Origin of the sequence: Rhizobium lentis (assembly GCF_014200175.1) — a bacterium.
In the GTDB taxonomy this organism is placed as follows: Bacteria; Pseudomonadota; Alphaproteobacteria; order Rhizobiales; family Rhizobiaceae; genus Rhizobium; species Rhizobium mulingense.
On record NZ_JACHBD010000004.1, the window covers coordinates 39,763 to 57,479 of the forward strand.

The following is a 17,717-nucleotide window of genomic DNA, read 5'->3' on the forward strand; positions in this document are numbered from 1 at the left end:
ATCGGGCTATAACGGCAGTACCGCCGCTGCGAGATCTTCCGCCGTCAGCCCTTTGCCGGCGCGGCGGGCGGCCTCTCCATGCAGCCAGACGCCGGCGGCTGCCGCCTCGAAGGCCGGCAGGCCCTGGGCGAGCAATCCACCGATAATGCCGGCGAGCACATCGCCGGAACCGGCGGTCGCAAGCCAAGCCGGCGCATTGGTATTGATGAGCGCGCGGCCGTCCGGCGATGCGATGACGGTATCGGCGCCTTTATAGACGACCGCGGCATTGGCGCGGCGGGCAGCGGCGAGCGCCTTGTCGACCTTGCCCAGCGCATCGTCGCCGCCGATATCGGGAAACAGCCGCGAAAACTCGCCCTCGTGCGGCGTCAGGACCAGGCGCGGCTCGCCTTGGAAAAGATCGAAAAGCTGGTGCGGATCGTCCTTGAACGAGGAGATGCCGTCGGCGTCGAGCACCAGCCGGCGATCGGCAAGGGCAGTGACATAGGCGCGCGCCCTGGCGCCGACGCCGAAGCCGGGACCGAGGACGAAGGTCTGAAGCCGGGAGTCGGACAGCCAGTCTTCGAGTTCGGCCTCGCCGTCAATCGCATGCAGCATAACGGCCGTCAGATGCGCGGCATTGGCGGCGATCGCCGCATGGGGCGCTGCGACGGTCACCAGGCCGGCGCCGGCCCTCAGGCCGGAGGCCGCCGACATGCGCGCGGCGCCCGTCTTGTCGGCCTCGCCCGAGAAGACGACCAGATGGCCGCGTTTGTATTTATGCGTCTCCAACTGCTCGGGCGGCAGCACGGCCTTCCAGGCATCCGTTTTGTTCTCGGCGATGATACCGCCTGCCTCGGCCCTGACGATGCGGGCGGGTATGCCGATATCGAAGACGGCAAGCTCACCGCAAAGCTCCCTGCCCGGCATCAGCAGATGGCCGGGCTTGCGCGTCATGAAGGTGATGGTATTGCGCGCGCGGAAGGCTGCGCCCAGCACCTTGCCGGTGCGGCCGTCCAGACCGGAGGGCAGGTCGATCGCAAGCACGGGGATATCGGCCTCATCAACTTGCTCGATCACTGTGCGGACAGCGGCCGGCACCGCGCGCCCGAGCCCGGCCCCGAACAGGCCGTCGACGATGACATCGCCGCTTTCGGGCCGGTAGAGCTCAAGCCCCTGCGCCTGAAGTGCGCAGCCGGCCCGAGCGCGGGCGGCGTCGCCCTCCAGCTTGGAAGGATCGCCGAGATGGAAAAGCGCCACTGTCGCTCCGCCTTCCTGCAGATGCCTTGCCGCGACATAGGCGTCGCCGCCATTGTTGCCCGGGCCGCAGAGCACGACGAAACGCAGAGCAGCCGGATGAAGCCTGAGCGCGGCAGCGGCGACCGCAGCGCCCGCTCGTTCCATCAGACCGAAGGAGTCGATGCCGGACGCGGCAGCAGCCTTATCGACGGCTGCCATTTCGGCTGGCGTAAGGAGAAGGTCGGAGAGATGTTTGCTCATCAGCCTATTCAATTCAAAAAACGCACAAAAAACAACCGCATGAACGATCAAGCGGAAGCCCTTATTTTATGCATTTGCCTATCTTTTCACCGCACAGATATCTGCTTTAGCAATCGCTGGAAAATCTGACTTTCGCGGTTTTCGATCTGATTTTAGGCAGGAGGCGATGTTTTTTCACTTCTCCATCACCAAAACCACATCGAATGCCCCGCAAACGCGCCGGTTTTGACAGAATCGGCGTATTTTTTCGAAAAGACGGATTTCAAACTGGCACGATATCTGCATCATATCCGGCGAGCGGGAAACATCCTGCCACAACGGGAGAAGCGGAGAGCATTTTCTCATGAAAAAGATCGAAGCGATCATTAAGCCTTTCAAGCTGGACGAAGTGAAGGAAGCCCTTCAGGAAGTCGGCCTGCAGGGTATCACAGTCACAGAAGCCAAGGGCTTCGGTCGTCAGAAGGGCCACACGGAACTCTACCGCGGCGCCGAATACGTCGTCGATTTCCTGCCGAAGGTGAAAGTCGAGGTCGTGCTGGCCGACGAGAACGCGGAAGCGGTCATCGACGCGATCCGCAAGGCGGCGCAAACCGGCCGCATCGGCGACGGAAAGATCTTTGTCTCCAATGTCGAAGAGGTTATCCGCATCCGCACCGGCGAGACCGGCATCGATGCCATCTGACCACTTTGCCTACCGGGCAAAGTCCGATACCGTCACCGCGCCCACCTATTGTCATTGCAAATTGGAGGAAGGTATTTAATGGCGACCGCAAGCGAAATTCTGAAGCAGATCCAGGAAAACGACGTGAAGTTCGTCGATCTGCGTTTCACCGACCCGAAGGGCAAACTGCAGCATGTAACGATGGACGTTGCCGTCGTCGACGAAGACATGTTCGCCGACGGCGTGATGTTCGACGGCTCCTCGATCGGCGGCTGGAAGGCCATCAACGAGTCCGACATGGTGCTGATGCCCGATACGGAAACGGTGCATATGGACCCATTCTTCGCCCAGTCGACCATGGTCATCGTCTGCGACATCCTCGATCCGGTCTCCGGCGAGGCCTATAATCGCGATCCGCGCGGCACCGCCAAAAAGGCCGAAGCCTACCTCAAGGCCTCCGGCATCGGCGACACGATCTTCGTCGGCCCGGAAGCCGAATTCTTCGTTTTCGACGACGTCAAGTACAAGGCCGATCCCTACAACACCGGCTTCAAGCTGGATTCGACCGAATTGCCGTCGAACGACGACACCGATTACGAAACCGGCAACCTCGGCCATCGCCCGCGCGTCAAGGGCGGCTATTTCCCGGTTCCGCCGGTCGACAGCGCCCAGGACATGCGTTCGGAAATGCTGACAGTTCTTTCCGAAATGGGCGTCGTCGTCGAAAAGCATCACCATGAAGTGGCAGCCGCCCAGCACGAACTCGGCATCAAGTTCGACACGCTGGTGCGCAACGCCGACAAAATGCAGATCTACAAATACGTCGTGCACCAGGTGGCGAACGCCTATGGCAAGACCGCGACCTTCATGCCGAAGCCGATCTTCGGCGACAACGGCTCGGGCATGCATGTGCACCAGTCGATCTGGAAGGGCGGCAAACCGACCTTTGCCGGCGACGAGTATGCCGGTCTTTCCGAGAGCTGCCTTTACTATATCGGCGGCATCATCAAGCATGCCAAGGCGATCAACGCCTTCACCAATCCCTCGACGAACTCCTACAAGCGCCTCGTTCCAGGTTATGAAGCGCCGGTGCTGCTCGCCTATTCGGCCCGCAACCGCTCGGCCTCCTGCCGCATTCCGTTTGGCTCCAATCCGAAGGCCAAGCGCGTCGAAGTCCGCTTCCCGGATCCGACCGCCAACCCCTATCTCGCCTTCGCCGCCATGCTCATGGCCGGGCTCGACGGCATCAAAAATAAGATCCATCCCGGCAAGGCCATGGACAAGGATCTCTACGATCTGCCGCCGAAGGAACTGAAGAAGATCCCGACCGTCTGCGGCTCGTTGCGTGAAGCGCTTGAAAGCCTCGACAAGGACCGCAAGTTCCTGACGGCCGGCGGCGTCTTCGACGACGATCAGATCGATGCCTTCATCGAGTTGAAGATGGCAGAGGTGATGCGTTTCGAGATGACGCCGCACCCTGTCGAATACGACATGTACTATTCGGCCTGATCGGCTGCGAATATTGAAAGTCCCGGTTCGCCGGGGCTTTCATCTCCCCAGGTCATGAACGGCAGAAGGAGGATATGACGTTCATGTGACGGACAAGTGCAAAAATCTTGATTTGCACGACACCAATCACCAAATTTGGTGATGAAAGGAAGTCGTACCATGAAAGAAAGAGTAGCAAAGTTTAGTATCGGCGAAGTGGTCCGGCACAAGGTTTTCCCGTTTCGCGGCGTCATCTTCGACGTTGATCCGGAGTTCGCGAACACGGAGGAATGGTGGAATTCCATTCCCGCCGAGGTGCGCCCCAGCAAAGACCAGCCATTCTACCACCTGCTCGCGGAAAATGACGAAAGCGAATATGTTGCCTATGTCTCCGAGCAGAACCTGGTGAACGACGAAAGCGGCACGCCGCTTCGCAACCAGCAGGTCTACCAGATTTTCGATCAGAGCCCGTCAGGGCAGTTCAAACCCAAGATGAGCTTCGCCCATTAAGTCAGGCGTCCCGATCCATGAAACAAGGCCTCGCCTCTCCCAGCGAGGCCTTTTTCTTTTGGCACCAGATCCGGCCTTTGCTTGTCGCTCGGAAGCCCTCCGCAGGATGGGTCGAGACCAGCTCGCCCCCGGCAAGGATTAGGGCGAGGGCAAATTCGCGGTCCGAACCGGACAGCCACTACCAATGCCGAAGTGAGACAGATGCCTATCAACAAAAAACCCGGCCTGAAGCCGGGTTTCTAATTCAATATGGCGGCAGGATTACTGCGCCTTGGCTGCCTTCTGGGCGTCTTCAAGCTTCTTGCGGGCTTCGTCAGCCTTCTTCTGCATGCCTTCCTGCAGGCTGCGCTGGCTTTCAGCAAGCTTGTTTTCGGTGACCGGTTCGCCGTCATAAGCGCCGGTGAAGCCTTCGAGCGAGATCTTGATAGGGTTCGGGGCGCGGCGGAAATTGATCGAGGTGAAGATTACGTCGCTGCCCTTCTTCAGGCTGGCGATCATTGCATCGGTCAGCGGGATTTCGGCCGTGCACTTGTCCGGCAGGCAGACGGCGTAATCGAGCTTCTGGCCCTTGCCACCATCGATCTGCATCATGATGCCGGGCGGAATCAGGCGCGCGGTCGGAACGGAAACCTGCAGGAGCTTGCGGTTGATCTTGCCGGTGACCGAGATCAGGCCGACGGCCGTGACGAGTTGGCCGCCATTAGCGAGGATCAGGTTCTGGACGACACAGATGTCGTTGTCTTCCTGCTTGCTGCAGGTCTTGTACCAACCAAGCTTGGGAGCGCCGACGCCCTGGGCCGGAGCCTGTGCCCCTGCATCCTGCGCGAAGGAGGAGACCGGAGCCGAAGCGGCGCCGAACATCACTGCCAGAACGGACAGTGCTGCCCGCATTTTCTTTTCAGACTTGAACATCATAACGAATTCCGTCTCCTGATATCCGTTCGGAGCAGCGACGTGCCACCCCAACCATCGGGTCGTTCGGCACTCACCTCATAGAAAAATGAGGCAAATGCATGACCCCGAAACTTCGGGTTCACCTGTTACATCGCAGCGTTCAAGATATCCAGCATTTCTTTGGCAATTCGAGCAGCTATTTCATCGGCGGCGCAAAGAAATCGCGTCCGCGTGTTGGAATCGGTCGGCCCCATGCTAATCTCCGGCGTGAATCGTGCCCATTTTCGCGGATTTCAAGGAATGCCGAATGCTCCGGATCGTCGTCCCCCTCGCCCTTTCGCTGCTCTGCGGCACCGTCGCCGCTGAGCCGCTGCACGGCATTGCCATGCATGGCGAGCCGGCTCTGCCGCCCGATTACAAGCACTTCCCTTACGTCAATCCCGACGTCAAGAAGGGAGGCAAGATCACCTATGGCGTCGTCGGCACCTTCGACAATCTCAACCCGTTCATTCTGAAGAGCATGCGCACGACGGCACGCGGCATGTGGGACCCGGACTATGGCAACCTCGTCTACGAATCACTAATGCAGCGCTCCAGGGACGAGCCCTTCACGCTGTACGGCCTGCTTGCCGAAACGGTCGAATGGGACGACGACAGGAGCTTCATCCAGTTCAACCTCAATCCGAAGGCGAAATGGTCCGACGGCCAGCCGGTGACGCCCGAAGATGTAATGTTCAGCTTCGAGCTGTTACGTGACAAAGGCCGCGTCCCATTCTCCAACCGCCTCAAGGTCGTCGCTGAAATGGAGAAGGTCGGCGAACACAGCGTGCGCTTTACCTTCAATGACAAGGCCGACCGAGAGACGCCTTTGATTTTCGGTCTTTTCCCGGTGCTGCCGAAACATGCGATCGATCCCGAAACCTTTGACCGCACATCGCTGACGCCCCCCGTCGGTTCCGGTCCTTACAAGGTGAAGGTGGTGAAGCCCGGCGAAAGCATCACCTATGAACGCGACCCGAATTACTGGGGCAAGGACATTCCTGCTAAGGTCGGCACCGACAATTACGATCAGATCACCGTCCAGTATTATCTTCAGGACACGACGTTGTTCGAAGCCTTCAAGAAGGGCGATGTCGACGTCTATCCCGACGGCAATCCCGGTCACTGGGCCAATGCTTACAATTTCCCCGCAGCCACCTCCGGGGCGATCATCAAGGACGTGTTCACGCCGAAACTGCCGAGCGGCATGCTCGGCTTCGTCTTCAACACGCGGCGGCCGATCTTTGCCGATCCGAAAGTGCGTGAGGGCCTGTCACTGGTGTTCGATTTCGAATGGGCGAACAAAAACCTCTATTCCGGCGCCTACAAGCGCACTCAAAGTTTCTGGCAGAATTCCGAGCTTTCGAGCTTCGGCGTGCCCGCCAATGCCGCGGAGCTTGCGCTACTCGGACCGATCAAGGACAAGATCGCTCCCCAAATTCTCGACGGTACCTACAAGCTGCCGATCACCGACGGCTCCGGGCGCGACCGCAACGTGCTGAAGCAGGCGGTTGGGCTGTTGAAACAGAGCGGCTATACGATTCAGGGCGGCAAGATGGCCGACGCCTCAGGGCACCAGCTCGCGTTTGAAATCATGACGCAGAATGCCGACCAGGAGAAGCTCGCCGTCGCTTACCAGCGTTCGTTGCAGGCGATCGGTATCGCCGCGTCGATCCGCACGGTCGATGATTCGCAGTATCAGAGCCGCACGAACACCTTCGATTACGACATGATCATGAAGTCCTTCACCTCGTCGCTGTCGCCTGGAAACGAGCAGCTCGGCCGCTGGTCTTCGGCTGCCCGCACGCGCGAGGGCACGGACAGCTTTGCCGGCGCCAACGATGCAGATCTCGACACGCTGATCGATCATCTGCTGAGGGCGCGCTCGGCGGAAGAATTCACCGCGGCGGTTCGCTCCTACGACCGGCTGCTGCTGTCCAGCCACTACGTGCTGCCGCTCTATCATATGGACCAGCAATGGGTGGCGCGCAGCAAGCGTATCGGCCATCCCGATACGACGCCGCTTTACGGCTATCAGCTGCCTATATGGTGGGATACAAGCGCCCAATAGAAGCGGCCGAACGCCTCGGGCCGATGTCTCCTCCTGAGACACAGAGAATAAGGAAAGTGATCATGGAGCGTATTACCATCGACGTCGTGTCGGATGTCGTCTGCCCCTGGTGCTATCTCGGCAAGGCGCGGCTGGAACTCGCAATCGCCGAAGTGCAGGACGAGATCGGCGTCGACATCAACTGGCGGCCGTACCGGCTCAATCCTGACTATCCCAAAGAGGGCGTCGATCAGAAGAAGGCGCTGGCTGAGAAGCTCGGCGGCGAGGAGCGTGTGGCGCAAGCCCACAAGATGCTGAGCGATCTCGGCCGCGAGGTCGGCATCGCCTTCGATTTCGAGGCGATCAAAATTGGCCCCAACACGCTCGATGCGCATCGGCTGATCCACTGGGCGATGATCGAAGGCCGCGAAAAGCAGGACGCGGTCGTCGCAGCGCTGTTCAAAGCGAATTTCGAAGAGGGCCGCAATGTCGGCGATCATGCGGTGCTACTCGATATCGCCGAAAAGGTCGGCCTGGACCGCTCGGTCATCGCCTCGCTGCTCGCTTCCGACGCCGATCGCGATCTGATCGTCGCCGAAATCAAGGCGGCGCAGGATATGGGCGTCAACGGCGTGCCGTTCTTCATCTTCGACCAGCAGTATGCCGTCAGCGGCGCACAGACGCCCGATGTGCTGGCGGGTGCATTGCGCGATATTGCCAAGGCGAAGGCCGAGGCGCGATCGGGGCTCAACTGAGGTGCCGACGCGCATCGAGATCGAAGAGCCGCAACAAAGCTGGGCCGAGGATTTCGCTGCGCTCAAGCGCGCCATCATGCTCGTAGCTCCTGCCGGCGCCTATCTGCATCACATCGGATCGACGGCCATTCCCGGCCTTCCCGCGAAGGATATCATCGATATCCAGCTGACCGTGAATGATCTGGCCGACGTTGATGTCGAGGCATTCGAACGGGTCGGTTTCGAGCACAGTCCAATCGTCATCGACCACTGTCCTCCGGGAGTTAAGTTGGCGGAAGGCGAATTGCACAAGGCCTTCTTTCGCAGCAGAGGACGCCCGGCCAATCTGCACATCCGAGAAAAAGGCCGGTTCAATCAGCGCTACTCTCTTCTCTGCCGCGACTTCCTGCGTGCCCATGGGACGGCAGCGAATGCCTATGCGCTAATCAAACAGCGACTCGCTCAGCGTTTTCCCGACGACGTCGACTTCTACTACGACATCAAGGACCCGGTGTTTGACATCATCATGGATGGCGCCAATGAATGGGCAAGACTGATCGGTTGGTCAGAACCGCCAGCCGACTGAACGGTATCGGCTTTCAGCCCAGAACCGGGATGCAGCGCACCTCGGTCTTCACGGAGTTGGCGATGAAACATTCGTCGTGGGCGCGATGGTGCAGCGCTTCAAGCTCGCTCAACGAGGGCTGCTTGTCGCCGGAAAAGGCCACATGTGGGCGGAGCGTGACGACGGTCATGGCGAGACGGCCTTCGGCATTCTTCTCCATGATGCCCTCGGCGGCGTCGGTGTAGCTGTCGACGCAAAAGCGGCGTTTGGCGGCGATCGACAGGAACCAAAGCATGTGGCAGCTGGAGAGCGAGGCGACAAAAGCCTCTTCCGGATCGACGGCGTCTCCGGCGGAATAAGGAAGCGGAACGACATGTGAGGAGGAGGACGCCCTCACCTCGATGCCGCCGTCGAAGGTCCAGCGGTGGGCGCGGCTGTAGCGGCTGTCGGTGAAGGTTTCGCCGTTGCGCTCCCAGGCGATCGTTGCGCCGTATGTGGCCATGCCTGCCTCCCTCCCTCTGTTTATTTCGCCATCTCGGCCAGTTGCGTCATGATAACAGCGGCGCCCTGCAGGCGCTTTTCCGGGGTCGGCAGATCGCGGGTCAGGAACAGGCTGTGATCGGGGCGGATCTTCGCCATCGTGCCCTGCTTGCCGATATAGCCGACGAGATTTGCCGGGTTCGGGAATTCCTTATTGCGGAACTGCACGACGACGCCCTTCGGGCCGGCGTCGAGCTTTTCGACATTGGCGGTGCGGCAGAGCGACTTGATATAGACGATCTTCAGGAGATGCTGGACTTCGATCGGCATCGGGCCGAAGCGGTCGATCATCTCCGCACCGAAGCCGTCGATCTCCTTGAGTTCGGTGAGTTCGCCGAGACGGCGGTAAAGCGCCATGCGCAGATGCAGATCGGGAACGTAATCTTCCGGGATCATCACCGTCGTACCGACCGAGATTTGCGGCGACCAGCCGGTATCATGGATTTCGTCGATGCCCTTGACCTCGGCGACCGCCTCTTCCAGCATCTGCTGGTAGAGTTCGAAGCCGACCTCCTTGATATGGCCGGACTGCTCCTCGCCGAGCAGATTGCCGGCGCCGCGGATATCGAGGTCGTGGCTTGCCAGCTGGAAGCCGGCGCCGAGTGTATCCAAGGACTGCAGCACCTTCAGCCGACGGTCGGCCGTTGCCGTCAGCACCTTGTTTACAGGCAGGGTGAAGAGCGCAAAAGCGCGCACCTTCGAGCGGCCGACGCGGCCGCGCAGCTGATAGAGCTGGGCAAGGCCGAACATATCGGCGCGGTGGACGATCAGCGTGTTGGCTGTCGGCACGTCGAGGCCGGATTCGACGATCGTGGTCGACAGCAGCACATCGTAACGGCCTTCATAGAAGGCGTTCATGATGTCTTCGAGTTCGCCGGCCGGCATCTGGCCATGGGCGACGGCGACCTTCAGCTCCGGCACGTCGGACTGCAGGAAGGCCTGCACATCTGCGAGATCGGCGAGCCTCGGGCAAACATAGAAGCTCTGGCCGCCGCGATAGTGCTCACGCATCAGCGTCTCGCGGATGACCAGGCTGTCGAAAGGCGAGATGAAGGTGCGCACCGCCATGCGATCGACCGGCGGCGTGGTGATCAACGACAGTTCGCGCACCCCGGTCATGGCGAGCTGCAGCGTGCGCGGGATCGGCGTCGCGGAAAGCGTCAGCACATGCACGTCGCTCTTCAGCTCCTTCAACCGCTCCTTGTGCTTCACGCCGAAATGCTGCTCTTCGTCGATGACGAGCAGGCCGAGATTGGCGAATTTGATGCCGGCGCCGAGCAGAGCATGGGTGCCGACGACGATATCGGTCTTGCCTTCGGAGACTTCCTTCTTGGTCAGCGCCAGTTCCTTGGCGCCGACAAGCCGCGAGGCTTGCTGGATGCGCACCGGCAGGCCGCGAAAACGCTCGGAGAAAGTCTTGAAATGCTGGCGGGCGAGCAAGGTCGTCGGCACGACGACGGCAACCTGGACGCCGTTCATCGCGGCGACGAAGGCGGCGCGCAAGGCCACTTCCGTCTTGCCGAAGCCGACGTCGCCGCAGACGAGGCGATCCATCGGTCGGCCGGCGCCGAGATCGGAGCGTACGGCTTCGATGGCATTGTCCTGGTCTTCGGTCTCGTCATAGGGGAAGCGGGCGGCAAACTCGTCGTAAAGTCCGTCCGGGGTCGTCAGAACAGGCGCATGGCGCGTCAGGCGCTCGGCGGCGATGCGGATCAGCGCATCCGCCATGTCGAGCAGCCGCTTCTTGAGCTTGGCCTTGCGCATCTGCCAGGCGCCGCCGCCGAGCTTGTCGAGCTGAGTATCCGTCCCCTCCCCGCCATAGCGCGAGAGCAGATCGATGTTTTCGACCGGCAGGAAGAGTTTGGCCTCGTCGGCATATTGCAGTTCGAGGCAGGCATGCGGGGCGCCTGCCGCCTCGATGGTCTTGAGGCCGATAAAGCGGCCGATGCCGTGTTCGGCATGGACGACGATCGAGCCCTCGTCGAGGCCGGCGACCTCGGCGATGAAATCGGCGGCGCGCTTGCGGCGCTTGGAGCGGCGCACCATGCGGTCGCCGAGAATATCCTGCTCGCCGATGACGACGAGATCGCCGGCCTCGAAACCGGATTCGAGATTGAGCACCGCGGCCGCCGCCTCGCCTTTACCCAGCGTGCCGAGATCCTTCAGCGCCTCGACCGGCTTCACCTTTTCCAGACCATGTTCGTTCAGCACCTGCAGCAGGCGCTCCAGCGAACCTTCGGTCCAGGCGGTGACCAACACCTTCGCCCCGCCGGCGCGGCGGTCGGCGATGTGCTTGACGACGACGTCGAAGATATTGACGCGTTCGGCATCGCCGCCGCCTTCGGCATTTGAGCGGGCCCAGCGCTGGCCCTGGCGAGCCTCGATGTTGACGACCCGCCTCGCCTCGCCCTCTATCTCGTTGAAGGGGCTGATGCGAATCGCGCCGAGTGCGTCGAGAGTCTTGGCGAAAAGCATGCTGTCCAGGTAGAGCTGCCCCGGCGCCACCGGCTTGTAGGGCGTGCCCTGCGCCATCTGTCCCTTGGCCGGCTGGCCGGAATTCAGCCGGGCGTCGAAATAATCGAGGACGAGCTTGGAGCGTTCTTCCGCCGCCTCCCGCACGGTGTGGTCGGTGACGACTCGGAAGCCGCTGAGATAATCGAAGACGGTATCGAGCTTCTCGTAGAAGAACGGCAGCCAGTGTTCCATGCCGGGGTAACGGCGGCCTTCGGAGACGGCGAGATAGAGCGCGTCATCGCGAGTCGTCGCGCCGAAAGCCGACAGGTAATTCTTGCGAAAGCGGCTGATCGTATCCGGCGTCAGCGTCACCTCGCTCATCGGGTTGAGATCGAGCGAACGCACCTGGCCGGTCGTGCGCTGGCTCGCCGGATCGAAGCTGCGGATCGTTTCCAGCGTATCGCCGAAGAAATCGAGGCGGACCGGCTCTTCCGATCCCGGCACGAAGACGTCGAGAATGCCGCCGCGCACGGCATATTCGCCGACCTCGCGAACGGTCGCGACACGGTCGAAACCGTTGCGCTCCAGACGTCCGGCGAGATCGTCCATGCGCAGCTGGTTGCCGGGACGGGCCGAAAAGCTCAGGCTTTCAATGACATCCTGCGGCGCCACCTTCTGCAACATGGCATTGGCGGTGACGAGCACGATTGCCGCATGCGGCTTTTTGCGATGGGCGATGAGGCCGCCGAGCGCGGCCAGCCGGCGGGCCGAGGTATCGGCGCTCGGCGAGACGCGGTCATAGGGCAGACAGTCCCAGGCCGGCAGGGTGAGAACCGGAATGTCGGGGGCGACGAAGCCGAGCATCTGCTCGAGATCGACCATGCGATGGCCGTCTGACATGACATAGGCGACCGGCTCTCCCGTGCGGGCGAGTTCGGCGAGCAGCAGCGGTTCAAGGCCGGCAGGCACATTGCCGATCGTCAGCGGCTCGGCAATGGCCGCCAGCTTATTCGCATCGAAACCAGGGATCATTCCGGCGTCCTGAGGGGCTTGTCGAAATCGGGCGTATAGGCCGCAAGGCGGGCAAACATCGGTGTCTGGAAACGCTCAGGCACCGGCCAGGTTCCCATGATCCAGCGGACGAGATCATTGTCTTCCTCGGCCATGATCGTTTCGAACTCGTCGAGCTCGGCTTCCGAAAGCGTCGCGATCTCGGCTTCGGCGAACTGACCGAAGACCAGATCCATCTCGCGGATCCCGCGATGACAGCAGCGGAAAAGGACGCGGCGGCGGCGCGGGTCGAGACCGGCACTCGTGAGCGTGACACCTGTCATGGCATTACCTTCCTGTTGATGCGCCTCTATAGCCCCTCGAAAGCGGCTTGTCAGCCTTGCCAAGGCCGCATTGTTCATCGCATTTTGGCCTCATGCGCCCCGCCATTCTCGATCCGCTGTTTTCCCCCATTTCGGGCCTTCCGGGCGTCGGCCCGAAGGTCGCCGAACTACTCGTCAAGCTGCTCGGGCGCGAGACGGTGGAGGATTGCCGGGTCATCGATCTTCTCTTCCATGCGCCCTTCTCGCTGATCGACCGGCGCAACCAGCCTGGGATAGCCTTGGCGCCGCAGGGCGCGATCGTAACGATCACCGCGCGCGTCGACCGCCACCAAGTGCCGCCGCGCGGCAAAAGCAATGTGCCCTACCGCGTCTTCCTGCATGACGAGACCGGCGAGCTGACGCTGGTCTTCTTCCGCGGACAGGCGGCCTGGCTGGAAAAGCAGCTGCCGATTGATGCCGAGGTGACGGTCAGCGGCAAGGTCGACTGGTTCAACGGCCGCGCCTCGATGGTGCATCCGGACTACATCGTCAGAGCGGAGGAAGCCGAGAACCTGCCGCTGGTCGAGCCGATCTATCCGCTGACGGCAGGGCTTTCACCGAAGACATTGCGCAAGATCATCGATGCCGCGCTGCCGCGTTTTCCCGAGCTGCCGGAATGGATAGACCCGGCGCTGGCGCAGAAGCAGGGGCTGCCCTCGATCCGCGACAGCTTCCACATGCTGCACGAGCCGCGCGACCCGTCCGATATCGACCCGCAGGCCCCAGCGCGGCGGCGGCTCGCCTATGACGAGTTCCTCGCCGGCCAGCTTTCGCTGAGCCTGGTGCGTCAGAGGCTGCGCAAGGTAGCGGGCCAGCCGTTGCAGGCGACGGGGGCGGTCAGCGCCAAGATTCAGAAGACCCTACCCTTCTCACTTACATCAAGTCAGAAAGAGGCGATCGCCGACATTCTGAAGGACATGGCGGGCACCGAACGCATGCTGCGGCTGCTGCAGGGCGATGTCGGTTCCGGCAAGACCCTGGTTGCGCTGATGTCGATGGCAGCGGTGATCGAGAGCGGCGGCCAGGCGGTACTGATGGCGCCGACCGAAATCCTGGCGCGCCAGCACCACGCGACGATCTCCAAATTTGCCGCCTCCGCCGGCCTCGGCATCGAGGTGCTGACCGGTCGCACCAAGGGGCGCGAGCGGGAGGAGATCCTGGAGCGCATCGCCTCGGGCGCAGCACAGATCGTCGTCGGCACACATGCGCTGTTCCAGGACAGCGTCACTTACGCCAATCTCATGCTTGCCGTCGTCGACGAACAGCACCGTTTCGGCGTGCATCAGCGCCTCCGGCTGACCGCCAAAGGCATCTCGCCGCACATGCTCGTCATGACGGCAACGCCGATCCCGCGCACGCTGGTGCTCGCCGCCTTCGGCGACATGGATGTTTCCAAGCTCACGGAAAAACCGGCCGGCCGCAAGCCGATCCAGACGATCACCGTGCCAATGGAGCGCACCGGCGAGATCGTCGGCCGGCTGCAGAGCGCGCTTGCCGAGGGCAAGAAGGCCTACTGGATCTGCCCGCTGGTCGAAGAATCCGAAGAGCTCGACCTGATGTCGGCAGAGGAGCGGCATGCGACGTTGGTCTCGGCACTCGGCCCCGATATCGGCCTCATCCACGGCCGCATGAGCGGGCCGGAGAAGGATGCGGCGATGATGGCGTTCAAGAACGGCGAAACCCGGCTGCTCGTCGCCACCACCGTCGTCGAGGTCGGCGTCGACGTGCCGGATGCGACGATCATGGTGATCGAACATGCCGAACGCTTCGGCCTTGCGCAATTACACCAGCTGCGCGGCCGGGTCGGACGCGGGCACGAGGCCTCGACCTGCATCCTGCTCTACAAGGGGCCGCTCGGCGAAACCGGCCATGCCCGGCTTTCGATCATGCGGGAGACGGAAGACGGTTTCCGCATCGCCGAGGAGGATCTGAAGCTGCGCGGCGAAGGCGAGCTGCTCGGAACCCGCCAGTCCGGCACGCCGGGTTTTCGCATCGCCAGCCTCGAGGCGCATGCCGACCTGCTCGAGATCGCCCGCAAGGATGCGGCCTATCTCATCGAGCGCGATCCGGAGCTGACGGGCGAACGAGGACAGGCGATTCGCACGCTTCTCTATCTGTTCCGCCGCGACGAGGCGATCCGCTTCCTGAGGGCTGGTTAATCGGCTTTCGAAACCGCCACCGGCTTCGGCCGTGGCAAATGCTTCTGCTTCGGCTCGGACGGCTTGTGTTCGGGAGCCACCAGGCCGCCGGAGATCAGGAACTTGGCGGCGTCTTCCGCGCTCATGTCGAGCATGACGATCTTTTCGCGCGGCACGAAAATGAGGAAACCGGCTGTCGGCACAGGGGTCGGCGGCAGGAAAACGGCCACCATGTCCTGACCCATGGCGTTGAACTTCGATGCGATCTCGCCCTTGGCGTCGGTGGCGACGAAAACCAGAGCCCAGAGGCCAGGCCCCGGATACTCGATGAGGCCCACTTTCTTGAAGGAGTTCGACTGGTCCTTCAGCACGGTTTCGAAGATCTGCTTCACGCTTCTATAAATCGTGCGAACCAGCGGCATGCGCTGGACGATCGATTCGCCGAAACGGACGATGCTCTGGCCGATGAGGTTCTTGCCGAGGAAGCCGACGACGGTGATCAGCACGATGGCGATCAGCAGCCCGAAGCCGGGAATGGCGAAATTCAGATAGCTTTCCGGATTCCAGCGCGCCGGAATATAGGGCCTCACCCAGCTGTCCGACCAGTGGATGAAGGTCCAGGTCAGCCAGATGGTAATGGCGATCGGCGCGCAGATAATCAGGCCCGCGAGAAAGTTGTTTCTCAGCCGGGTTGCCACCGGCATTCTGGGGGTATTGTCGGTCATCGTTTCCTGATGAACTCCATCTAGTCCTGGACAGGCCGGAACGCCGGCCCTCCCCCTTGTCCGCACTCCAAAATTGCCAGAATTCGGGGCGTCGTACAACATGTTTCGGCGCCGGAAATCCGGCATTACAGGCTTATTCCACGGTCACGGATTTCGCCAGGTTGCGGGGCTGGTCGACGTCGGTGCCCATGAAGACGGCTGTGTGGTAGGCAAGCAGCTGGATCGGCAGCGAGAAGATCATCGGCGCGATGATTTCATCGACGACAGGCAGGGTAATCGTCGCCATGGTCGGCAGCTTCGAGGCCGCGGCACCCGCTTCGTCGGTAATGAAAATGATGCGGCCGCCGCGGGCTGCGACCTCCTGCATGTTGGAAACGGTCTTTTCGAAGAAACGGTCGTAGGGCGCAATGACGATAACAGGCATGTTTTCGTCGATCAGCGCGATCGGCCCGTGCTTCAATTCGCCGGCGGCATAACCTTCGGCGTGGATATAGGAGATTTCCTTGAGCTTCAGCGCCCCCTCCATGGCAAGCGGGAAGCTGGTGCCGCGGCCGAGATAAAGCACGTCCTTGCATTTCGACAGTTCGCGCGACAGGCTTTCCATCTGCGGCTGGATGAGGTTCAGCACCCGGCTCATGACGCGCGGCATTTCGGCGAGATGACGCACCAGGGCCCTCTCCTCCTCAGTGCTCACCGTACCGCGCGCCTTGCCGGCGCCGATCGCCAGCGACGCCAACACGGCGAGCTGGCAGGTGAAGGCCTTGGTCGAGGCGACGCCGATTTCCGGGCCGGCCATGATCGGGAAGACGGCATCGGATTCGCGGGCGATCGTCGATTCGCGGACGTTGACGACGGCGCCAATCTTCAGGCCGTTGTCGCGGCAGTAGCGCAGCGAGGCCAGCGTATCGGCGGTTTCGCCGGACTGCGAGATGAAGAGTGCCGCCTGCGAGGGCGAGAGCGGCATTTCGCGGTAACGGAATTCAGAGGCGACGTCGATCTCGACCGGCAGGCGGGCATAACGCTCGAACCAGTATTTGCCGACGAGACCGGCGAGATAGGCGGTGCCGCAGGCCGAGATCGCCAGGCCGGTCGCCGCCTTGAAGTCAATCGCTGCGGCATTGGCGCCGATGGTGTTCTCGGCGAAATCGACATAGTGGCTGAGCGCATGGGAGATCACCTCCGGCTGCTCGTATATTTCCTTTTCCATGAAGTGGCGGTGATTGCCCTTGTCGACGACATAGGCGGTCGCCTGCGAGATCTGCCGGGCGCGCTTGACCGGTTTGCCGGCGAAATCCAGGACCGAGACGCTATCGCGGGTGATGACGGCGCAGTCGCCGTCGACGAGATAGGTGATCTCGTTAGTGAAGGGCGAAAGCGCGATGGCGTCCGAGCCGAGGAACATCTCGCCGCGACCATAGCCCACGGCAAGCGGCGGGCCGGAACGGGCGGCCATGATCGTGTCGGGATCGGCCTTGAGCATGACGGCCAGCGCATAGGCGCCGGTCACCCGGTTCAGCATTTTCAGCATGGCGGCGCGCGGCTCGAGGCCTTCGCGCAGATATTTCGCCATCAGCTGGGCGACGACTTCGGTGTCGGTCTGGGTTTCGAAGACCGAGCCGTCCGCGGTCAGTTCGTCGCGCAGCTCGGAGAAGTTTTCGATGATGCCGTTATGGACGACGGCGACACCTTCGACGAAATGCGGATGGGCATTGGTCTCATTGGGCACGCCATGGGTAGCCCAGCGCGTATGGGCAATTCCGACCGTGCCGGGCAGCGGTTCGACGTCGAGGCGCTTTTCCAAGTTGAAGAGCTTGCCCTCGGCGCGGCGGCGATCCATCACCCCCTCGTGGACGGTGGCGACGCCAGCGGAATCATAACCACGATATTCGAGGCGCTTCAGCGCATCGACCAGGCGCCCGGCAACAGGCTGAGTTCCGACGATCCCCACAATTCCGCACATGCAATATCCCCTAAGCCTCCGATAACGCGGCCAGTCCTAACGATTTCGGCTTATTTCTCAATGGTCTCGGCGGTCACTTTCAATTTCCGCCGGTTACGGAAAGCGGG

14 protein-coding genes are annotated in these 17,717 nt (G+C 61.7%); 7 read left to right on the forward strand and 7 right to left on the reverse strand.

The genetic code is table 11. From position 1 onward, the window contains the following. Positions 1–6: 6 nt before the first annotated feature. The gene (locus GGI60_RS10790; RefSeq protein WP_183915560.1) at positions 7–1,479 is read right to left on the reverse strand and encodes an NAD(P)H-hydrate dehydratase; all 1,473 of its coding nucleotides are present in this window, start codon (positions 1,477–1,479) and stop codon (positions 7–9) included. 343 nt (positions 1,480–1,822) lie between these two features. Here GGI60_RS10790 and GGI60_RS10795 point away from each other — a divergent pair, with 343 nt between their 5' ends. The 3 genes from GGI60_RS10795 to hspQ all read left to right on the forward strand — a co-directional run bounded on the left by GGI60_RS10795 (position 1,823) and on the right by hspQ (position 4,138). Continuing rightward, on the forward strand, positions 1,823–2,161 hold the full coding sequence (locus GGI60_RS10795; protein WP_003539626.1) for a P-II family nitrogen regulator: 339 nt from the start codon (positions 1,823–1,825) through the stop codon (positions 2,159–2,161). A gap of 78 nt (positions 2,162–2,239) precedes the next feature. Next, complete coding sequence (gene glnA, locus GGI60_RS10800) at positions 2,240–3,649, forward strand: type I glutamate--ammonia ligase (protein ID WP_038688890.1); 1,410 nt, start codon at positions 2,240–2,242, stop codon at positions 3,647–3,649. Positions 3,650–3,808: 159 nt separating this feature from the next. Next, positions 3,809–4,138: a heat shock protein HspQ gene (gene hspQ / locus GGI60_RS10805; protein ID WP_097579276.1), complete on the forward strand. Its 330-nt coding sequence runs from the start codon at positions 3,809–3,811 to the stop codon at positions 4,136–4,138. A gap of 261 nt (positions 4,139–4,399) precedes the next feature. On the opposite strand, the gene GGI60_RS10810 is transcribed toward hspQ, so the two are convergent. After that, on the reverse strand, positions 4,400–5,053 hold the full coding sequence (locus GGI60_RS10810) for an invasion associated locus B family protein (protein WP_183915562.1): 654 nt from the start codon (positions 5,051–5,053) through the stop codon (positions 4,400–4,402). 286 nt (positions 5,054–5,339) lie between these two features. Here GGI60_RS10810 and GGI60_RS10815 point away from each other — a divergent pair, with 286 nt between their 5' ends. From GGI60_RS10815 to GGI60_RS10825, 3 genes are all read left to right on the forward strand, one after another. Beyond that, positions 5,340–7,142: an extracellular solute-binding protein gene (locus GGI60_RS10815; protein WP_183915564.1), complete on the forward strand. Its 1,803-nt coding sequence runs from the start codon at positions 5,340–5,342 to the stop codon at positions 7,140–7,142. 62 nt (positions 7,143–7,204) lie between these two features. Beyond that, on the forward strand, positions 7,205–7,876 hold the full coding sequence (locus tag GGI60_RS10820) for a DsbA family oxidoreductase (RefSeq protein ID WP_183915566.1): 672 nt from the start codon (positions 7,205–7,207) through the stop codon (positions 7,874–7,876). A 1-nt stretch (position 7,877) separates the two neighbouring features. Next, entirely contained in the window at positions 7,878–8,441 is a 564-nt protein-coding gene (locus GGI60_RS10825) for a GrpB family protein (protein WP_312862795.1), read from the forward strand. A 13-nt stretch (positions 8,442–8,454) separates the two neighbouring features. Here GGI60_RS10825 and GGI60_RS10830 read toward each other — a convergent pair whose 3' ends face one another. From GGI60_RS10830 to GGI60_RS10840, 3 genes are read right to left on the reverse strand one after another with little or no spacing between them, the layout of a single operon-like run. Then, positions 8,455–8,922 carry an OsmC family protein gene (locus GGI60_RS10830; protein ID WP_183915568.1) on the reverse strand — a complete coding sequence of 156 codons (468 nt, stop codon included), beginning with the start codon at positions 8,920–8,922 and terminating at the stop codon, positions 8,455–8,457. Between the two features lie 20 nt (positions 8,923–8,942). Next, positions 8,943–12,446, reverse strand: a complete 3,504-nt coding sequence (mfd, locus tag GGI60_RS10835; protein ID WP_183915570.1) for a transcription-repair coupling factor — start codon at positions 12,444–12,446, stop codon at positions 8,943–8,945. After that, positions 12,443–12,748, reverse strand: a complete 306-nt coding sequence (locus GGI60_RS10840) for a succinate dehydrogenase assembly factor 2 (protein WP_183915572.1) — start codon at positions 12,746–12,748, stop codon at positions 12,443–12,445. Before GGI60_RS10840 ends, mfd begins: the two co-directional genes overlap by 4 nt. Positions 12,749–12,840: 92 nt before the next feature. On the opposite strand from GGI60_RS10840, the gene recG reads away from it, so the two are divergent. After that, on the forward strand, positions 12,841–14,946 hold the full coding sequence (recG, locus tag GGI60_RS10845; protein WP_183915573.1) for an ATP-dependent DNA helicase RecG: 2,106 nt from the start codon (positions 12,841–12,843) through the stop codon (positions 14,944–14,946). Here the strand turns inward: recG and GGI60_RS10850 are convergent. Both GGI60_RS10850 and glmS read right to left on the reverse strand, forming a co-directional pair. Continuing rightward, entirely contained in the window at positions 14,943–15,650 is a 708-nt protein-coding gene (locus GGI60_RS10850; RefSeq protein ID WP_183915575.1) for a DUF502 domain-containing protein, read from the reverse strand. The genes recG and GGI60_RS10850 overlap by 4 nt on opposite strands. A 133-nt stretch (positions 15,651–15,783) precedes the next feature. Then, complete coding sequence (gene glmS, locus GGI60_RS10855) at positions 15,784–17,610, reverse strand: glutamine--fructose-6-phosphate transaminase (isomerizing) (RefSeq protein WP_183915577.1); 1,827 nt, start codon at positions 17,608–17,610, stop codon at positions 15,784–15,786. Positions 17,611–17,717 lie beyond the last annotated feature (107 nt).

Excerpts from the sequence above, each read along its gene's own strand:
- GGI60_RS10790 (WP_183915560.1), bottom strand. The coding sequence starts at position 1,479 with ATGAGCAAACATCTCTCCGACCTTCTCCTTACGCCAGCCGAAATGGCA.
- GGI60_RS10795 (WP_003539626.1), top strand. The coding sequence starts at position 1,823 with ATGAAAAAGATCGAAGCGATCATTAAGCCTTTCAAGCTGGACGAAGTG.
- glnA (WP_038688890.1), top strand. The coding sequence starts at position 2,240 with ATGGCGACCGCAAGCGAAATTCTGAAGCAGATCCAGGAAAACGACGTG.
- hspQ (WP_097579276.1), top strand. The coding sequence starts at position 3,809 with ATGAAAGAAAGAGTAGCAAAGTTTAGTATCGGCGAAGTGGTCCGGCAC.
- GGI60_RS10810 (WP_183915562.1), bottom strand. The coding sequence starts at position 5,053 with ATGATGTTCAAGTCTGAAAAGAAAATGCGGGCAGCACTGTCCGTTCTG.
- GGI60_RS10815 (WP_183915564.1), top strand. The coding sequence starts at position 5,340 with ATGCTCCGGATCGTCGTCCCCCTCGCCCTTTCGCTGCTCTGCGGCACC.
- GGI60_RS10820 (WP_183915566.1), top strand. The coding sequence starts at position 7,205 with ATGGAGCGTATTACCATCGACGTCGTGTCGGATGTCGTCTGCCCCTGG.
- GGI60_RS10830 (WP_183915568.1), bottom strand. The coding sequence starts at position 8,922 with ATGGCCACATACGGCGCAACGATCGCCTGGGAGCGCAACGGCGAAACC.
- mfd (WP_183915570.1), bottom strand. The coding sequence starts at position 12,446 with ATGATCCCTGGTTTCGATGCGAATAAGCTGGCGGCCATTGCCGAGCCG.
- GGI60_RS10840 (WP_183915572.1), bottom strand. The coding sequence starts at position 12,748 with ATGACAGGTGTCACGCTCACGAGTGCCGGTCTCGACCCGCGCCGCCGC.
- recG (WP_183915573.1), top strand. The coding sequence starts at position 12,841 with ATGCGCCCCGCCATTCTCGATCCGCTGTTTTCCCCCATTTCGGGCCTT.
- GGI60_RS10850 (WP_183915575.1), bottom strand. The coding sequence starts at position 15,650 with ATGACCGACAATACCCCCAGAATGCCGGTGGCAACCCGGCTGAGAAAC.
- glmS (WP_183915577.1), bottom strand. The coding sequence starts at position 17,610 with ATGTGCGGAATTGTGGGGATCGTCGGAACTCAGCCTGTTGCCGGGCGC.